Consider the following 13,939-nt stretch of genomic DNA (forward strand, 5'->3'; position numbering starts at 1 on the left):
CCGGTGCCCAAGACGATCGGTGCGTCGGCGCATGCGGCCGCGTACGCGGGTGAGCAGGACCCGGCGCGGCTGCGCGTCGCCCCGCCCCTGCGAGCCGAGTCGCGTGAGGAGTGGCGCGAGCGGATGGCCCGCAAGGGTGCCGAGCGTCGCCGGATGGAGGCAGGTCTGCCGCGCGGGCAGGTCGTCTCGGAGGCCTCGGCGTACGACCCGGAGCACGACCCGACCGTGGCCGAGCGGCGGGCGACGCGTGACGAGCAGATCGTCGCGGCCTACGAGGCGGACGACCAGCCGAGCATCCAGGAGCTCGGCCACCGGTTCGACCTGAGCCATGAGATGGTGCGCCGGATCCTGCACCAGCAGGGTGTGCAGCTGTCACCCAAGGGCCACCACCGCACCCCGTCCCAGGCGGCGCCAGCATCCGTCCCCGCGCCGCCGGCGTCGGCCCCGGCGGTGGTCGTCCCCAAGCCGGCGCCGCCAGCCTCCCGCCCGGCTGCTCCGAACCCCGACTCGCGCGACCGGCTGGCGGCGGTCACCGCCTACGTCGCCGGCGACTCCATGGCCGAGATCGCAGCCCGCACGCACCGCAGCGCTGGGACGGTGCGCGGCTGGCTCGTCGACGCCGGCGTGCAGCTGCGGGCTCGTGGCGGCTACGTCCTGGTGCCGGGCCGTGACGAGCAGATCGTCGCCGCGTTCACCGGCCCGGAGCACCCCTCGACGAGGGACCTGGCGCAGCGGTTCGGTGTGGGCGAGTCCCGCATCGGACAGATCCTGCGCGACCACGGCGTGTCCGCTGCCCAGCCCGACCGCCCACGCAGCCCCGCACGTCGCGATCCCGCACCCAGCGTGCCGGCACCGCTGTCCACCCCGGCACCCGACGAACCCGACGCCCCCACCCAGGATCCCGCGCCGGTCGAGCCGGCAGCCGTCGAGCCGCTGCCGCCCGCCGACGCCGCCCCGGTGTCGACCACCGCCCCGGCCCCGAGGACCGAGCTGACCGCTCTCCTGCCCGACGACGTGCGCCGCGCGATCCACGACGTCGTGGCAGGCCTCATGGACGCCGCAGCAGGCCTCGCCGGCGCCGCCAAGGGCATGGCCCGCCTCGAGGCCTACGCCGCCCTGTACCTGCCCGCCACCACCGCACCGAAGGAGACCCTGCTGTGACCACCACCACCGACACGACCGACACCACGGCCGTGCAGATCGCCCTCGAGGAGCGCCGCAGGCACCTCGCCGGCGACCTGCCCCGCCTGGTCCGCATCGCCGCCGAGCGGCACTCCGTCGCCGACTCCGCGGACGACGACGTCGCCTGGGTCGAGCGCCAGCTCACCGAGCTCGACGCCGCGCTCGCGGGTCCCACGCCGAGCCTCCCGATCCCGGACGGCCCGAAGATGCTCCGCGAGACGCTGAGTGCCGCGCAGTCCGCGATCGCGGCAAGCCCATACACCGAGCGTCGGCCCGAGCACGTGGCGCGGCTCGGGGTGCTCATCGACGCCCTGGACGTGCTGCGCCCCCTCGGTCCGAACGGCAAGCACGGTGACCTGCACACGTCGTCATGCGGCTGCCAGGCGGTGCAGCCGTGACGAAGCTGTCGGGTGCGCTGCCCAAGGATGCGGCGCTGAACGGGATGCACGCGATCGAGCGCCAGCTGATCAACCAGCCAGAGGACGAGCACCTGGTCCTCATGTGGGTCGGGGTGTCGAAGCTGACGACCGCGATCGAGTCGGGCGAGGTCGAGGCCACGCTGCACGTCGTCTCGATCGAGCCGGTCCTGCCCGGTGACATCACGGTCGCCGACAAGCTGATGCGCGCCGCCCGGTCGGCGCACTCGGGTCAGCACGAGCTGGAGATCGACGGCCTGACCGTCACCAAGGGCACGGGCGAGGTCATCGACGGCCCCTGGAACGCGCAGGAGATCGACGGGTCCGGCGTCGTGCGCGTGCCCGCCGACAAGGGACTGTTCCGTGAGCCCGGCGTCAACGACGAGCCCGACGACGGCGGCGACGGGGATGAGGAGTCGTGATCGCCCCGTTCGGCCTGCAGGCGCTGCCGCACCCACGTGAGGGCATCTACCGGCGCGCCGACCTCGCCCGCACCCACGCCGAAGAGCAGCACCGCCAGGCCCTGGCCGACCGCGACACCGCGATCGACCGCTGCCCCGGCTGCGGCGGCTGGCGCGCCCACCCACAGCCCGGCGAGGGCGGCCGCAACCGCCTGCCTCAGCGGCTTCGCCCAGCCCGACACATCTGCCCCGAGGCCCGCTGATGAAGATCTACGTGGCGTCGAGCTGGCGCAACGCCCGACAACCGCAGGTCGTCGACATGCTGACGCGGGCCGGGCACGAGGCCTACGACTTCCGCAACCCGCCGGGCGCGACGGGCTTTGCCTGGCACGAGGTCGGCTTGGCGACCGACCGGCAGACGCTCGGTGGACACGACACGGTGCCGACGCTGGACTTCCTCGACGCGATGGACCACCCACGCGCGCACGCGGCCTTCGGATCCGACTTCGCGGCGATGCACTGGGCCGACGCCTGCGTCCTGGTCACACCCTGCGGTCGCTCGGCTCACCTCGAGCTCGGTTGGGCGGTCGGCGCCGGCAAGCGCACCGCGGTCCTCCTCGACCACCACGTCACTCCCGAGCTCATGTACGGCATGGTCGACCACCTGACCGTCTCCGAGCCCGAGCTGCTCGCCTGGCTCGCGGACATCGAGGCCTTCGGTGGCTGACGTCGACGTCGCGCCGGCCGGCCACGAGTACGTGCCGCGCGACACCGCGCGCGCCGGCGAGCTGCAGGCGGCATGCGCCTGCGGATGGTGCGAGCCCGGCGCGCGCCATGGCGACCCGGCGTGGGTCGCCGCAGCGACGCTCGACGCCTGGCAGACGCACATCGACGCCCTGGTGCCGGACTTCGCGCACACGCCGAAGGCCGAGGCCTCGCGTCGACGCAAGGCGCGCGCGCTCGTGGACGCGGCGATCGCCCTGGGCCTGGCCGACGAGGACCTGCTGCCGGCCGGTGGCCACCGCGCCGAGGTGGTCAAGGCCGCCGGCGTGAAGACCCCGCACGACGACGACACCTGGTTCGTCGTGCACGAGCTGATGACCGAGAGGACCGCCCGATGACCGCCCTGACCACCAAGACCATCGTCAGCGACTCGTTCCTGATCCCTGGCAACGAGAACGGCAAGCCCATCGCGCTGGCCAAGCTCGGCGACCGGCTCGAGCAGCTCGCCTCCCGGTTCCCGCCCGGGACCACGGACATCGACCTGTCCACCCTGCGCGTCAGCGTCGACAACGGCGAGCTCGTCCGGGTGTCGGTCAGCACGCACGAGCGGCCGGTCCGATGAGCGAGGTCCCGCACCTGGCGATCCCGGGCGATGGCCAGACCCTCGACGAGCGTCGGATGCAGCGTGTGATGGCGGCGCTGCTGGTCCACGACCAGCGCCACGGCGACACGCTGGCTGATGACTTCCAGGCGATCCTCACCGCCCGCGTACCGCTCCCGCCGACGCTGCCGTCCTGGGCCCAGCTCGTCGAGCGGCAGCCGTGCATCAAGGTCGTCTGCTCCGGCTGCGGCGAGGGCTTCCACGACGACGAGTACACGACGCACCACACGACGGTCAACGACGCCCGGGAGGACATCGACTCCTGGCTCGGCCTCGAGGACGACGACAACGACCCGCTGTGGAAGCTCGTCGACGACGACCTGCTCTGCCAGGAGTGCCGACAGGCGCGCGAGCAGAAGGCCGCAGCACCCGCCGGGGAGATCCGATGACGCGCAACGTGCGCCGGGCGGCGATCGACGACGACCTGGACGTCTACGTCGAGGTCCAGCCCAACGCGGATGGGTCGTTCGACATCGTGCCGTTCGTCCGGCTGCTGGCCCCTGGCGGCGGTCGTGAGGGCTCGTCGCACTACCCGAGCGGCTCCCACACCTGGCGGCCGACGCGCCGCGAGCTGAAGGCCCTCAACCGTGCCGGCATCGACCCGTTCGACGAGGCCGAGCGCCGCGCCCGCGTCTACCTCGAGCGGCTGCGCGCCCAGCGCGAGCAGGAGGCCGACCTGCGCCGGCAGATGCGACGGCTGACATGAACCCAGCCCGATCCCCGCCGCGCTCGCGGCTCACCCCGCTCAGAACCGAACGAAGGAGATCTCGCCCGTGCCTTGGGCCCGCGTCGGCGACAACGCCGCGACCTACCCCCCGCTGCTGTCCGTCGCCGGCGTCAAGGGCGCCGACGAGCGCACGGTCAACGAGGTGGCCGGGTTCGTGTTCCGCTGCGCCTGGCAGGTCGCCGCACACACCACGGACTACGTGATCGACATCGGCACGGTGCAGATGATCGGCGGCGCGAGGTGGTCCGAGCTCGTCAAACTCGCCGAGCGGGTCAAGCTCCTCGAGCGCACCCGGGTCAACGGGCTGCTCGCCTGGCGGCTCGTGGAGAAGGACGACTTCATCCACATCCGCACGGTGGCGGAGATGGAGTGGAACAACCGGCAGCGCAACGACACCCGCGACCCGCGCCTGATGGTCCCGATCCGTCAGCGCGACGGCGACCAGTGCCGGTGGTGCCGCATCGTCGTGGTGTGGTCGGGGCCGTCGAACAACCGGTCGGCCACGGTCGACCACCTGGTGCCCGGCGAGGCGGCCACGGTCGACACCGCGGTGATCGCCTGCTGGGAGTGCAACCACGCCCGCAACGACGACCGCTCCGGCAAGTGGGAGGCCGAGCATGCCGTCTTCCCGCCGCCGGTCAAGCCGCTGTACGGGTCGGCGACGGTGAAGTACCTGTTCGAGAACGCGGGCGTCGTCGTCGAGCAGAACATCGGCCGGCCTCGCAAGACGGTCGAGCGAGCCAGCGACCCCGACACCGCACGGACCACGCAGCCGCACGGCGCGTCTCCAGTGCGACCGGGCGGCGCGGCTACCGCTCCCGCCACCGATCCGCTGGCCGGCGCACCGCCAGGTGAGTCGTCGCGTGTCGTTCACGACTCGCCCTCCGACGAGTTCGAACTCGCCGGGTCGGGTCGGGTCGGGTCGGACTCGGGTAGTGACGGGCTGGGTAGTGACGGGCTGGGTAGTGACGGGCTGGGTCGCTCTCGGCGTCGTGGTCGTCGTGGGAGTGGACGATGAGCGCCCCAGCCTTGACGATCGAGGACATCCGCACCCGGCTGGTCGATCGCCTGGACGAGCTGCTCGAGCCTCGCACGGTGCGTACCCGGCGGTGGGTGCATCGGGTGGGGACTGATGCCCTGGTGCCCGAGGATGTCGAGGTGCGGATGCCCGGGCTGCTGGGTCAGCTGGCGCGGGGCAACCCGTCGTCGACGGCTGGCCGCTCGTCGTCGTCGGGCGGGTCTCGTCCGCCGGGTTCACTCGTGGCGGCTGACACGCTGCTGATGATCGACCGGGAGGCGCGGCCGTTGGCGGCGCAGCTGGTGGCCCTGCGGGTGCAGGCGGCGATCGATGGTGTGCAGCTGGTGGCTCACCCGCGCCGGCTCATCGACGCGGTGCGGATCATCCGGGGCTTCGTCCCTGACCTGGACCGGGCGTGGCTGCACAGCGTCGACCGGACGGTGGAGCGCTGGTGGGTGCATGCCCGGGTGACGACGACGTGGGACGACGCGCCGCTGCGGCCGCATGTGCCCTGCCCGGCCTGCGGAAAGGTCGGCGGGCTGCGTGTGGTGCCGGAGCCGCTGACGATGGCGTGCCTGGACTGCGGCGGCGCATGGGAGGGCAGCGAGGCCGACCTCGCCGCCGTGGCCAGCGACACGCGACACGCCGCTTCGGCCGCCGGGTCCAACGAGCAGGAGCCGGTCGCGCGCTAGTGTGCACCTCGGTGGGTTCGTCATGCCCACGAGGCCTCAGCCGGTTCGGCTGGGGCCTTCGTGCTTCCCGGGGTTGGGCATGCCCCGGGGTGCAGGACCGCCTCGGCGTGGCCGGGTGCAGCTGGCGGGCGGCGAGGGGTCGCCGGGTCGAGCCTCTAGCGGTCGGAGGTCCCGCCAGCCTTCGGGGGGTGCGTGGTGCTCAGCGAGTGGGATCCGCGTCGCGGTCGTCAGGGTCGCACGTGGCGGCGCCTAGTCCAGCAGCTCTGCCCGCCGGGCTCGGTCTGCCAGGCGACCCCGTGCCGGTACCTGCGCGAGACGGACGGACTGATCCTCTTCGGCCTGCGGCACAACCACCCGTGGGGTCCGAGCCTGCACCACCTGGTCTCGCCTCTCGACGGCGGCCACCCGACCGACCCGCGGAACCTGGTGCCGGCGCACTTCGGGTGCAACGCGTCGATCGGTCGCCCAGGTGCTGGTCGAGGCCTTGCGGGCCGGCCCCGGTCACGCGACTGGCCGCCCCTCGACCTGTCGTGACGCGCGGATTTTTCAGTTCGCGCCATTGTGGGCGACCGCCCCATCGACCTTTTTTTCTCCCCCCACTTGATTGCCCGGCGTGGGGCCTCACACGCGTGTGACCTGCGGCGATGTCTCACACGCCGGACGCGGGGAATGGTCGCGGCGGCGTCCGTTCGGACGGTCCAAAGCGATTTGCGGGTGAAGAACGGGGGTGCGTGATGGCGCGCGAGATCTCCAACCACGGCGCCTCGGGCTACCGGCAGGGCTGCAAGTGCGGGGTGTGCCGCGGCGCGCACGCGGACTACGTGCGGGACTGGCGGGCGCGTCGCCGCGCCGCCGCGGCGGCCGCGGCGAACGCCGACAGCGAGCCGCTCGTCGTCACGACGCCTCCGACCGAGCCGGTCGTCACGCCCGCGGGCCTGAACATGAGCGCGCCGAACGGAGTGCTCGAGGCGGCGCTGCTGGACGACCTGCGGGAGCCGGACGACAAGGTTGCGTTCCGACACACGTACATCGGGATGGCCCGGCTGAACGCCCGGATCCTCGACCAGGCCGCCACGATCGACCGTCTCGACTTGGTCTCGCCGCTGCAGCTGCGTCAGTTCGAGCTGCTGCAGCGCATCGCCCTGCTCGGGTTCAAGGGGCTGGACGACGCGGGCGCCGGCGCCGGCCACCACGGCGAGGCGGACGGTGTCGCGGCCGAGGCTGAGGCGATACTCGCGGCGATCGAGCAGGAGGGACGCGGCAGTGAGAGCGGGCGGCAGGCCTGAGGCCGTTCCCCTGCACTCCACCGAACGCAACCCAACCCGGGACACGACCGGCGGCCGCATCGCTGCGGTGTCGGCTCGCATGGGTGAGCCGTTCATCCCCTGGCAGCGCGACGCCGCCGACATCATCGGTGAGATCGACCCGCACACGGGCGACCCCTGGTACCAGGAGTACCTGATCGTTGGCGAGCGGCAGATCGGCAAGACGACGCTGGTCCGCGCGAAGCTCACCGACCGCTGCCTGTTCACCCCGCGGGCGACGGTCCGCTACACGGCGCAGAACCGCACGATGGCGCTGATGCGCCTCGAGACGGACATGTGGTTCCCGATCAGTGCCAGCCCGCTCCGCTCGTTCCTGGACTTCAACGTCGGCAAGCGGTCGAAGAAGCCGGGCCTGTCGGGCAAGGGCGGCCAGGAGCACATCGCGTTCGCCAACGGCGCCGGCTGGTGGATCGACTCCGTGAAGGCCACCTCGGGCCACGGTCCGAAGCTGCACGAGGCGGCGATCGACGAGGCCTTCGCCCACTCGGACGCCCGCCTCGAACAATCCGCGCGACCGGCGATGAACAACGTCGCCGCCTCCCAGCTCGGCGTCATGTCGGCCGCCGGCGACGCGTCGTCGACGTACCTGCGGGACAAGCTCGACACCGCGATCGCCCGGCTCGAGCTCGAGCAGTCCAGGCCGATGCACGAGCGCACGTCGCGCACGGCCCTGATTCACTACGCCGCACCACGCGACGCCGACCGTGAGGACCCCAACACCTGGTGGACGTACCACCCGGGCCTGGGATACCTGACGACCGAGGCGAAGTTCCAGGGTGCGCTGGAGGGCTTCGCCGCCAACCCGGAGGAGTTCGACCGCGGCTACCTCGGCTGGTGGCCGGCGGCGAAGGTGCCTGACCCGGTGATCCCTCGGCTGGCGTGGGCCGATGACAAGCTCGACGAGGACGAGATCGACTGGCGGGGCGAGCCGGTCTGGGGCGTGGACGTCTCCCCCGACCGCGACTGGTCGGCCGTCGGCATGGCGGCCCGCCACCCCGGACGCCGCGCGTACCTCGAGGTCCTCGACCACGAGCAGGGTACCCACTGGCCGGTGCGTCGCCTCGTGCAGCTGCGTGCCCAGTTCGGCGGCAACGTCGTCGCCCTCGACGGCAGCGGCGGGGCGGGCGCGTTCGAGCAGGACCTGAAGGACGAGGACTTCGACGTCGTGCGACTCAACACCGGCGAGAAGGCCGACGCGTGCGGCGCGTTCTACGACGACGCGCTGACCAAGCTCCTGGCGCACGGCGGCGACCCCGTACTGAACGCGGCCCTGTTCTCGGCCGTCAAGCACCGCGTGGCCGACCGCTGGGTGTTCAGCCGCGGCCGCTCCCTGCAGGACATCACCGCCCTGTACGCGGTGCTCCTGCCCCGCTACGTGCTGGCCCGCCAGCTCGGCGACGACTACGACCCGGACGGGTCGACCTTGTGAGGAGGCCTCGTGGTTGCCGCGATCACCGACGTGCTCGACCTGCTCGGCCTGCTGCTGCTCGTCGCCGCGCTCGCGGTCTGGGCCTGGGCGTGGCATCCGGCGGCCGGCTTGGCCGTAGCGGGCGCGGGACTGCTGCTGGTCTCGGTGGTGCTGAGCCGCGTCGAGCGTCGCAACACGAGAGGAGGCGGGCGGTGAGCCTTCTCCGTCGCGACCAGGTGGCGTACGGCACCCCGCAGGAGTGGCTGGCTCGCTCGCGTGCTTCGCGCCTGGGGGCTCCGGTCACATCGACGTCGGCGATGCGCAACTCGGCGTACTGGGCGGCGCTACGGCTGCGGTCTGAGCTGATCGGGATGCTGCCAGTCGACACGTACCGCCGCATCGCGGGCGAGAACATCGACGTCGACGTCCCGAGTCCGATGTCGATGGTGCAGCCCTCCTCGTACGGGGCCGGTCAGCCGATGGGCATCGGACAGTGGATCTCCTCCACGCAGATGGACCTCGACCGGTTCGGCAACTGCCTGGGACTGATCGTCGCTCGCGATGCGTTCGGTCTGCCGGCGGTCGTCGACCCGGTGCCGTTCGAGGACGCGGCGATCCACACCAAGGGCAGCAAGGTCGTCGGCTACCGGCTGGGCCGTTCCGACTACACGACGATCGAGGTGTGGCACGAGCGGGCGTACGTGCCCGCCGGCTCGCCGATCGGGCTGTCGCCCTTGGCCGCAGCGGCCTGGTCGCTGCAGGCTTCCTTGTCGGCGCAGGCGTTCGCGATCGCATGGTTCCAGGGGTCAGCGGTGCCGTCGGGCGAGCTGGTGTGGAACAAGGGCGAGCTGGACGCCGTCCAGGCAGAGACCCACAAGCGGCGCTTCATGACCGCGGTGCAGTCCGGTGAGCCGTTCGTTCACGGCAAGGACTGGACCTACAACTCGTTCGGCGCGAAGGCCTCTGAGGCGGCGTTCCTGGACCAGCAGAAGGGCGCGGCGTCCGACGTCTGCCGCTACATCGGCGTGCCCGGCGACATGGTGGACGTCCCGGTCGACGGGTCGTCCGTCACCTACGCGAACGTCACCCAGCGCAACCTGCAGCTGATGGTGATCAACCTCAACGCCCCGATCGTGCGCCGAGAGACCGCGCTGTCGCAGTGGCTGCCCAGGCCGCGGTTCGTGAAGCTCAACTCCGACGCCCTGCTGCGAATGGATCCCCAGCAACGTGAGCAGATCCTGCTCAGCCGGGTGGCCGGCAAGGTGCTGGCTCCCTCCGAGGAGCGGGCGCTGAACAACCTGCCGCCCTTCACCCCTGAGCAGATCGACGAGATGAAGACGCTGCAGATCATCGGCGAACCAGCCAAGCAGCAGCCGAAGACGACGGGAGGCATCCAGTGACCACGATTCGTGAGGCCGCACAGGCCCGTGCCGAGGCGATGAAGCGGGCGGCGGACCGGCCCACCCAGCGCCGGTGCGCTGCCGATCCGCACGCCTCGTCGCGTGTCACGGCACGCATGCTGGGCGTCGAGCTGCGCGACCAGCCGGACACGGGCCTGCTGACCTTCGAGGGGTTCGCGTCGGTCACCGGTGTCGGGTACGAGATGTGGGACTTCTTCGGTCCCTACACCGAGCAGGTCGTGCCCGGCGCGTTCGCCGCGACCCTGGCTCAGCCGGACCTCGACGTTCCCCTGGTTCTGGCTCACGACTCGCTGCGGCGCATCGCTCGCACCACCAACGGATCCCTGAGCCTCGACGAGGTTCTCACCGGGCCGAAGACGGGCCTGCACGTGCTGGCCCCCGAGCTGGACCCCACGGACGCTGACGTGGCGTACATCGTCCCGAAGCTGCGGTCCGGCCTGGTCGACGAGATGTCGTTCCGCTTCGTCATCAACTCGGGCGCCTGGTCGCCGGACTGGATGGAGTTCCACATCGAGTCCGTCGACATCCACCGCGGCGACGTCGCGATCGTCGGCTACGGCGCCAACCCCGCCACCGCTGGCTCCGGCCTGCGCGCTGCGAAGTCCGGCCGCCAGGTTGTCGACCTGGCCGACCTGCAGCCGTACCGGGCCCGATGACGCGCACCCCGGCGGTCCGTCTCGACGACGATGGCCGCCACATCCTGTGGTCGCACGAGTGCAACTTCCTTGACCTCGCCTCGGCCGGCATCGCCGGACGCGAGCCGTCGTTGTGGCACCCGGACGTGCTGCTTCCGCTGAACGACGACCGCGGCTGGCGCGTCGAGTCCACCGATCCTCTGACGGTCTCGCCGTCGATCCTCTGCGGATCGTGCGGCACGCACGGCTTCTGGCGCGACGGGCGCTGGATCAGCGCCTGACAACCCCCGCTCGCCTCCACCGACTGCCGCGCCTGAGGGCGCGGTGCTGCCCCTCGTGCTTCGCGCATCGCCCACCCGCGGCTCTGCCCTGGGCGGCTCTTGCCTCTGGCTGGAGGGCGACCACCTCACCAACCATGAAGGGAGCACGACGATGACGCTGGAGCAGCTCATCGCCCAGCTGCGCGGCCAGGTGGCCGCCAAGCTGGAGAACCGCGCGAACATGACCGACGAGCTCGCAGCGATCCGCGCGAAGGACGCGGTCGACCCCGCCGACGAGGCCAAGGCCGAGCAGCTGCGCACCGCGAAGACGGCGCTCGACGGCGAGATCTCGGCGCTCAACGACCGGGTCGTCAGCCTCGAGACCGAGCTCGCCGCCGACCAGGCGGCACAGCGCTTGCAGTCCGAGCGCACCCCGGGCGCCAAGCCGCCGAAGTACGACCAGGTCGCCCGCGTCGAGACCGAGCCGCGCGTCTACACCGCGCACACGGCCAAGAGCGGTACGTCCTTCTTCTCCGACCTGTACCGCGACCAGACGGGCCGGGGCGACTCGCAGTCCCGTGACCGCCTGGCGCGTCACCAGCGCGAGGTCGAGGTGCACGGCGAGAACCGCATCCAGTCGCGCGGCGGGGAGTATGAGGGCCTGGAGCTCGCCGGCGGCCCCCAGCAGATCCGTGCGATGACGACCTCCTCGGTCGGCTCGCTGGTGCCGCCGCAGTACCTGCTCGAACTGGCGGCCCCGATCGCCCGCGCCGGGCGCCCGACGGCCAACGTCGCGGTCCACCTGCCCCTGCCCGAGCAGGGCATGACCCTCACCGTCCCGCGCGGCACGACCGGTGCGACGGCGGGCGTGCAGGCCAGCCAGAACACCGCGCCGTCGCAGACGGACGGGGCCTGGACGGACCTGACGATCCCGGTGGGAACCGTCGCGGGGTCGGCGAAGCTCTCCCGCCAGACCCTCGAGCGCGGCGGCGTCGACGTCGACACCCTGGTCTTCACCGACATCGCCGGCGCCCACGGCGTCGCAGTCGACGGCCAGGTCCTCTCCGGTACCGGCTCCGCGGGACAGGTGCTCGGCCTGCTCAACACCGCCGGCATCACCCAGATGTCAGCTTTCACGGCCGCTGTCTCCATCCCGACGCTGTACTCGAAGCTGGCCGGCGCGATCGCCGCGGTCGGCGGCGGGCGGTACCTCGCGCCCGACACGGTGATCGCGCACGTGCGTCGGTGGGGCTGGCTCACCTCGCAGATGGACTCGACGAACCGGCCGCTGGTCGTGCCGCGCGCGTGCGGCCCGCTCAACGCGCTCGGGGTCTGGGACGGTCCGCTCGACCCGCCGTCGACGGCCGCGGCCGGCGAGATCCAGGGCCTGCCGTGGATCACCGACGCGTCGGTGCCCACGGCCGTCGGGACCGGCCCCGAGGACCAGGTGATCGTCGGGCGGCGCGCCGACTGGCTCCTCTGGGAGGAGGGCGACGGCATGCCCCGGCAGCTGAAGTTCGAGGCCAACGGCGCCGACACGATGTCGGTCCTCCTGCTCTCGTACTCCTACATCGCGTTCACCGCCGGCCGGTACCCGCTCGCAACCGCGGTCATCGGCGGCAACGCCGGTTCGGCCGGCTTCGGCCTCGTCGCGCCGACGTTCTGACGCACCGACGCGGTGGCCCCAGGCACACGCCTGGGGCCACCGCACCCCAGCACGACCAGACCCCCTTGACGGCAAAGGAGCACGACCATGGCGTTCGACGACATCCCGGACGACATCAAGAAGAACTACGAGCAGCTCATCAAGGACCGCGGCTGGGACCACGAGACCGCGGCCGCGAACTACGAGCAGGCGGACCCCCGCCTGGCGGCGTACCTCCGCTCGCTCGGCACCGACGACCCGAAGACCGAGCCGAAGGGCCGCAAGGGCTCCGCTCGCTCCAAGGTCGCCGAGGCCACCACCCCGCCCACACCGCCCGCGGCTCCCACCCCGCCGGCCACGGCCGACGGCAGCACCCCGCCGGCGACGCCTGAGCGGGCCTGAGCCTCGTGGCGTGGCCGATCACCGCGGCTGACATCCGCGAGGCGCTCAAGGGCGTCACCGCCGCGGTGGTCTCCGACGCCGAGGCCGACCGCTGGGCGGAGGTGGCGATGACCCGCATCGAGGACGAGGTCGGCCTGTGCCGCGGCCAGACGGGCCAGTTCTGGTACTCCCGGTCGTGGCGTGAGCGCCTCGAGGTGGTGCTGCCGCAGAACGTGGCCTCGATCCAGTCGGTCACCGTCGACGGCCTGGCCGTCGGGTACACGTTCGACCCGCCGGCGAGCATCGTCGGCCCGATCCCGCCCGGTCTGCTGGCGGTGTCGTGGACCGCTCCCCCGACGGCGGCCGCGAACATCGAGGAGGCGGCGATCACGTTGGCCGCGTTCCTGGCTCGTCAGCGCAAGATCAGCGATCGGCGCACCGGGGCGACGACCTCGGACGTCCCGCAGGGCTTCGCGCTGCCGAACGCGGTCGTCGAGCTCATCGGCCGGCGTGCCGCCGACAGGGGCGGGTTCGCATGAGCCCAGCCCCTGCCGGCGGCCCCGGCACCTACCCGACCGTCGCTGACGCGGCCTCCACCGTGGTGGCCGCGCTCCTCACCGCCTGCCAGGCGGCGCTGGCGAACGTCGTCGACGCGGACCTGGTGAAGGTCGTGCCCGGCTACTACTTCCCGCAGATGGCGCCCGACCAGGTGACGGTCGAGTTCGTCGCGTCCGCGACCGTCGAGGGCCCGGCGACGTCGACTCTGCGTACCCACCACGAGCTGACGTTGCAGGCGACGTTCGACGTCGAGCGCATCACGGACGACCAGTCGGTGACGCGCGGGCGCGCGTTGGCGTTGATGGCCGCGGTCGAGACCTACGTGAACGTGACGAGCCCGACGCTGGACGGCGCGGTGGTCTGGTGCCGCATGGCTGAGTCGCGCACGGCCACCTCGACCGACGAGACCAGTTCGGGTGATGGCATGGTCACCGAGATCCAGGCGACGTTCACCGCCCGGGTGATCGTCCGCAACGCGTGAGGAGG

General features: G+C 72.0%; 21 protein-coding genes. All 21 read left to right on the forward strand.

Annotation, left to right across the window (positions count from 1 at the left end; genetic code table 11):
* Positions 1 to 3: 3 nt before the first annotated feature.
* The 21 genes from BGO37_RS15575 (at position 4) to BGO37_RS15675 (ending at position 13,934) form a co-directional block, all read left to right on the forward strand.
* Entirely contained in the window at positions 4 to 1,161 is a 1,158-nt protein-coding gene (locus BGO37_RS15575) for a hypothetical protein (protein WP_291756363.1), read from the forward strand.
* The gene (locus BGO37_RS15580) at positions 1,158 to 1,580 is read left to right on the forward strand and encodes a hypothetical protein (protein WP_291756366.1); all 423 of its coding nucleotides are present in this window, start codon (positions 1,158 to 1,160) and stop codon (positions 1,578 to 1,580) included. The genes BGO37_RS15575 and BGO37_RS15580 overlap by 4 nt, the downstream gene beginning before the upstream one ends.
* Positions 1,577 to 2,020 carry a hypothetical protein gene (locus BGO37_RS15585; RefSeq protein ID WP_291756368.1) on the forward strand — a complete coding sequence of 148 codons (444 nt, stop codon included), beginning with the start codon at positions 1,577 to 1,579 and terminating at the stop codon, positions 2,018 to 2,020. The genes BGO37_RS15580 and BGO37_RS15585 overlap by 4 nt, the downstream gene beginning before the upstream one ends.
* Positions 2,017 to 2,262 carry a hypothetical protein gene (locus BGO37_RS15590; RefSeq protein ID WP_291756371.1) on the forward strand — a complete coding sequence of 82 codons (246 nt, stop codon included), beginning with the start codon at positions 2,017 to 2,019 and terminating at the stop codon, positions 2,260 to 2,262. The genes BGO37_RS15585 and BGO37_RS15590 overlap by 4 nt, the downstream gene beginning before the upstream one ends.
* The gene (locus BGO37_RS15595; protein ID WP_291756373.1) at positions 2,262 to 2,726 is read left to right on the forward strand and encodes a hypothetical protein; all 465 of its coding nucleotides are present in this window, start codon (positions 2,262 to 2,264) and stop codon (positions 2,724 to 2,726) included. Before BGO37_RS15590 ends, BGO37_RS15595 begins: the two co-directional genes overlap by 1 nt.
* Positions 2,719 to 3,120, forward strand: coding sequence for a hypothetical protein (locus BGO37_RS15600; protein ID WP_291756374.1), 402 nt, complete (start codon positions 2,719 to 2,721; stop codon positions 3,118 to 3,120). The genes BGO37_RS15595 and BGO37_RS15600 overlap by 8 nt, the downstream gene beginning before the upstream one ends.
* Complete coding sequence (locus BGO37_RS15605; RefSeq protein ID WP_291756376.1) at positions 3,117 to 3,344, forward strand: hypothetical protein; 228 nt, start codon at positions 3,117 to 3,119, stop codon at positions 3,342 to 3,344. The genes BGO37_RS15600 and BGO37_RS15605 overlap by 4 nt, the downstream gene beginning before the upstream one ends.
* The gene (locus BGO37_RS15610) at positions 3,341 to 3,772 is read left to right on the forward strand and encodes a hypothetical protein (RefSeq protein WP_291756377.1); all 432 of its coding nucleotides are present in this window, start codon (positions 3,341 to 3,343) and stop codon (positions 3,770 to 3,772) included. Before BGO37_RS15605 ends, BGO37_RS15610 begins: the two co-directional genes overlap by 4 nt.
* Positions 3,769 to 4,089 (forward strand): hypothetical protein, encoded by a 321-nt coding sequence (locus BGO37_RS15615; protein ID WP_291756380.1) that lies wholly within the window; start codon positions 3,769 to 3,771, stop codon positions 4,087 to 4,089. Before BGO37_RS15610 ends, BGO37_RS15615 begins: the two co-directional genes overlap by 4 nt.
* Before the next feature lie 67 nt (positions 4,090 to 4,156).
* Positions 4,157 to 5,128 carry a hypothetical protein gene (locus tag BGO37_RS15620; protein WP_291756382.1) on the forward strand — a complete coding sequence of 324 codons (972 nt, stop codon included), beginning with the start codon at positions 4,157 to 4,159 and terminating at the stop codon, positions 5,126 to 5,128.
* A complete protein-coding gene (locus BGO37_RS15625) occupies positions 5,125 to 5,820 on the forward strand; it encodes a hypothetical protein (RefSeq protein ID WP_291756384.1) in 696 nt (231 codons plus the stop codon). Before BGO37_RS15620 ends, BGO37_RS15625 begins: the two co-directional genes overlap by 4 nt.
* A gap of 731 nt (positions 5,821 to 6,551) precedes the next feature.
* The gene (locus tag BGO37_RS15630) at positions 6,552 to 7,106 is read left to right on the forward strand and encodes a hypothetical protein (RefSeq protein ID WP_291756387.1); all 555 of its coding nucleotides are present in this window, start codon (positions 6,552 to 6,554) and stop codon (positions 7,104 to 7,106) included.
* Positions 7,107 to 7,185: 79 nt separating this feature from the next.
* Positions 7,186 to 8,574, forward strand: coding sequence for a hypothetical protein (locus BGO37_RS15635; RefSeq protein WP_291756389.1), 1,389 nt, complete (start codon positions 7,186 to 7,188; stop codon positions 8,572 to 8,574).
* Positions 8,575 to 8,583: 9 nt separating this feature from the next.
* Complete coding sequence (locus BGO37_RS15640) at positions 8,584 to 8,769, forward strand: hypothetical protein (protein ID WP_291756391.1); 186 nt, start codon at positions 8,584 to 8,586, stop codon at positions 8,767 to 8,769.
* A complete protein-coding gene (locus tag BGO37_RS15645; protein ID WP_291756393.1) occupies positions 8,766 to 9,953 on the forward strand; it encodes a phage portal protein in 1,188 nt (395 codons plus the stop codon). The genes BGO37_RS15640 and BGO37_RS15645 overlap by 4 nt, the downstream gene beginning before the upstream one ends.
* Positions 9,950 to 10,630: an HK97 family phage prohead protease gene (locus BGO37_RS15650; protein ID WP_291756396.1), complete on the forward strand. Its 681-nt coding sequence runs from the start codon at positions 9,950 to 9,952 to the stop codon at positions 10,628 to 10,630. The genes BGO37_RS15645 and BGO37_RS15650 overlap by 4 nt, the downstream gene beginning before the upstream one ends.
* Positions 10,627 to 10,890 (forward strand): hypothetical protein, encoded by a 264-nt coding sequence (locus BGO37_RS15655; protein ID WP_291756398.1) that lies wholly within the window; start codon positions 10,627 to 10,629, stop codon positions 10,888 to 10,890. The genes BGO37_RS15650 and BGO37_RS15655 overlap by 4 nt, the downstream gene beginning before the upstream one ends.
* A 151-nt stretch (positions 10,891 to 11,041) precedes the next feature.
* A complete protein-coding gene (locus BGO37_RS15660; protein ID WP_291756401.1) occupies positions 11,042 to 12,535 on the forward strand; it encodes a phage major capsid protein in 1,494 nt (497 codons plus the stop codon).
* Between the two features lie 87 nt (positions 12,536 to 12,622).
* Entirely contained in the window at positions 12,623 to 12,916 is a 294-nt protein-coding gene (locus BGO37_RS15665; protein WP_291756403.1) for a hypothetical protein, read from the forward strand.
* A gap of 5 nt (positions 12,917 to 12,921) precedes the next feature.
* On the forward strand, positions 12,922 to 13,434 hold the full coding sequence (locus BGO37_RS15670) for a hypothetical protein (RefSeq protein ID WP_291756405.1): 513 nt from the start codon (positions 12,922 to 12,924) through the stop codon (positions 13,432 to 13,434).
* A complete protein-coding gene (locus BGO37_RS15675) occupies positions 13,431 to 13,934 on the forward strand; it encodes a hypothetical protein (RefSeq protein ID WP_291756407.1) in 504 nt (167 codons plus the stop codon). Before BGO37_RS15670 ends, BGO37_RS15675 begins: the two co-directional genes overlap by 4 nt.
* Positions 13,935 to 13,939: the final 5 nt, after the last annotated feature.

The organism is Cellulomonas sp. 73-92, assembly GCF_001898175.1.
In the GTDB taxonomy this organism is placed as follows: domain Bacteria; phylum Actinomycetota; class Actinomycetes; order Actinomycetales; family Cellulomonadaceae; genus Cellulomonas.

What these genes read in the sequence shown, in the direction of transcription:
- BGO37_RS15655 (WP_291756398.1), top strand. Translation starts at nt 10,627, where the DNA reads ATGACGCGCACCCCGGCGGTCCGTCTCGACGACGATGGCCGCCACATC.
- BGO37_RS15605 (WP_291756376.1), top strand. Translation starts at nt 3,117, where the DNA reads ATGACCGCCCTGACCACCAAGACCATCGTCAGCGACTCGTTCCTGATC.
- BGO37_RS15665 (WP_291756403.1), top strand. Translation starts at nt 12,623, where the DNA reads ATGGCGTTCGACGACATCCCGGACGACATCAAGAAGAACTACGAGCAG.
- BGO37_RS15635 (WP_291756389.1), top strand. Translation starts at nt 7,186, where the DNA reads ATGGGTGAGCCGTTCATCCCCTGGCAGCGCGACGCCGCCGACATCATC.
- BGO37_RS15675 (WP_291756407.1), top strand. Translation starts at nt 13,431, where the DNA reads ATGAGCCCAGCCCCTGCCGGCGGCCCCGGCACCTACCCGACCGTCGCT.
- BGO37_RS15610 (WP_291756377.1), top strand. Translation starts at nt 3,341, where the DNA reads ATGAGCGAGGTCCCGCACCTGGCGATCCCGGGCGATGGCCAGACCCTC.
- BGO37_RS15615 (WP_291756380.1), top strand. Translation starts at nt 3,769, where the DNA reads ATGACGCGCAACGTGCGCCGGGCGGCGATCGACGACGACCTGGACGTC.
- BGO37_RS15625 (WP_291756384.1), top strand. Translation starts at nt 5,125, where the DNA reads ATGAGCGCCCCAGCCTTGACGATCGAGGACATCCGCACCCGGCTGGTC.
- BGO37_RS15595 (WP_291756373.1), top strand. Translation starts at nt 2,262, where the DNA reads ATGAAGATCTACGTGGCGTCGAGCTGGCGCAACGCCCGACAACCGCAG.
- BGO37_RS15660 (WP_291756401.1), top strand. Translation starts at nt 11,042, where the DNA reads ATGACGCTGGAGCAGCTCATCGCCCAGCTGCGCGGCCAGGTGGCCGCC.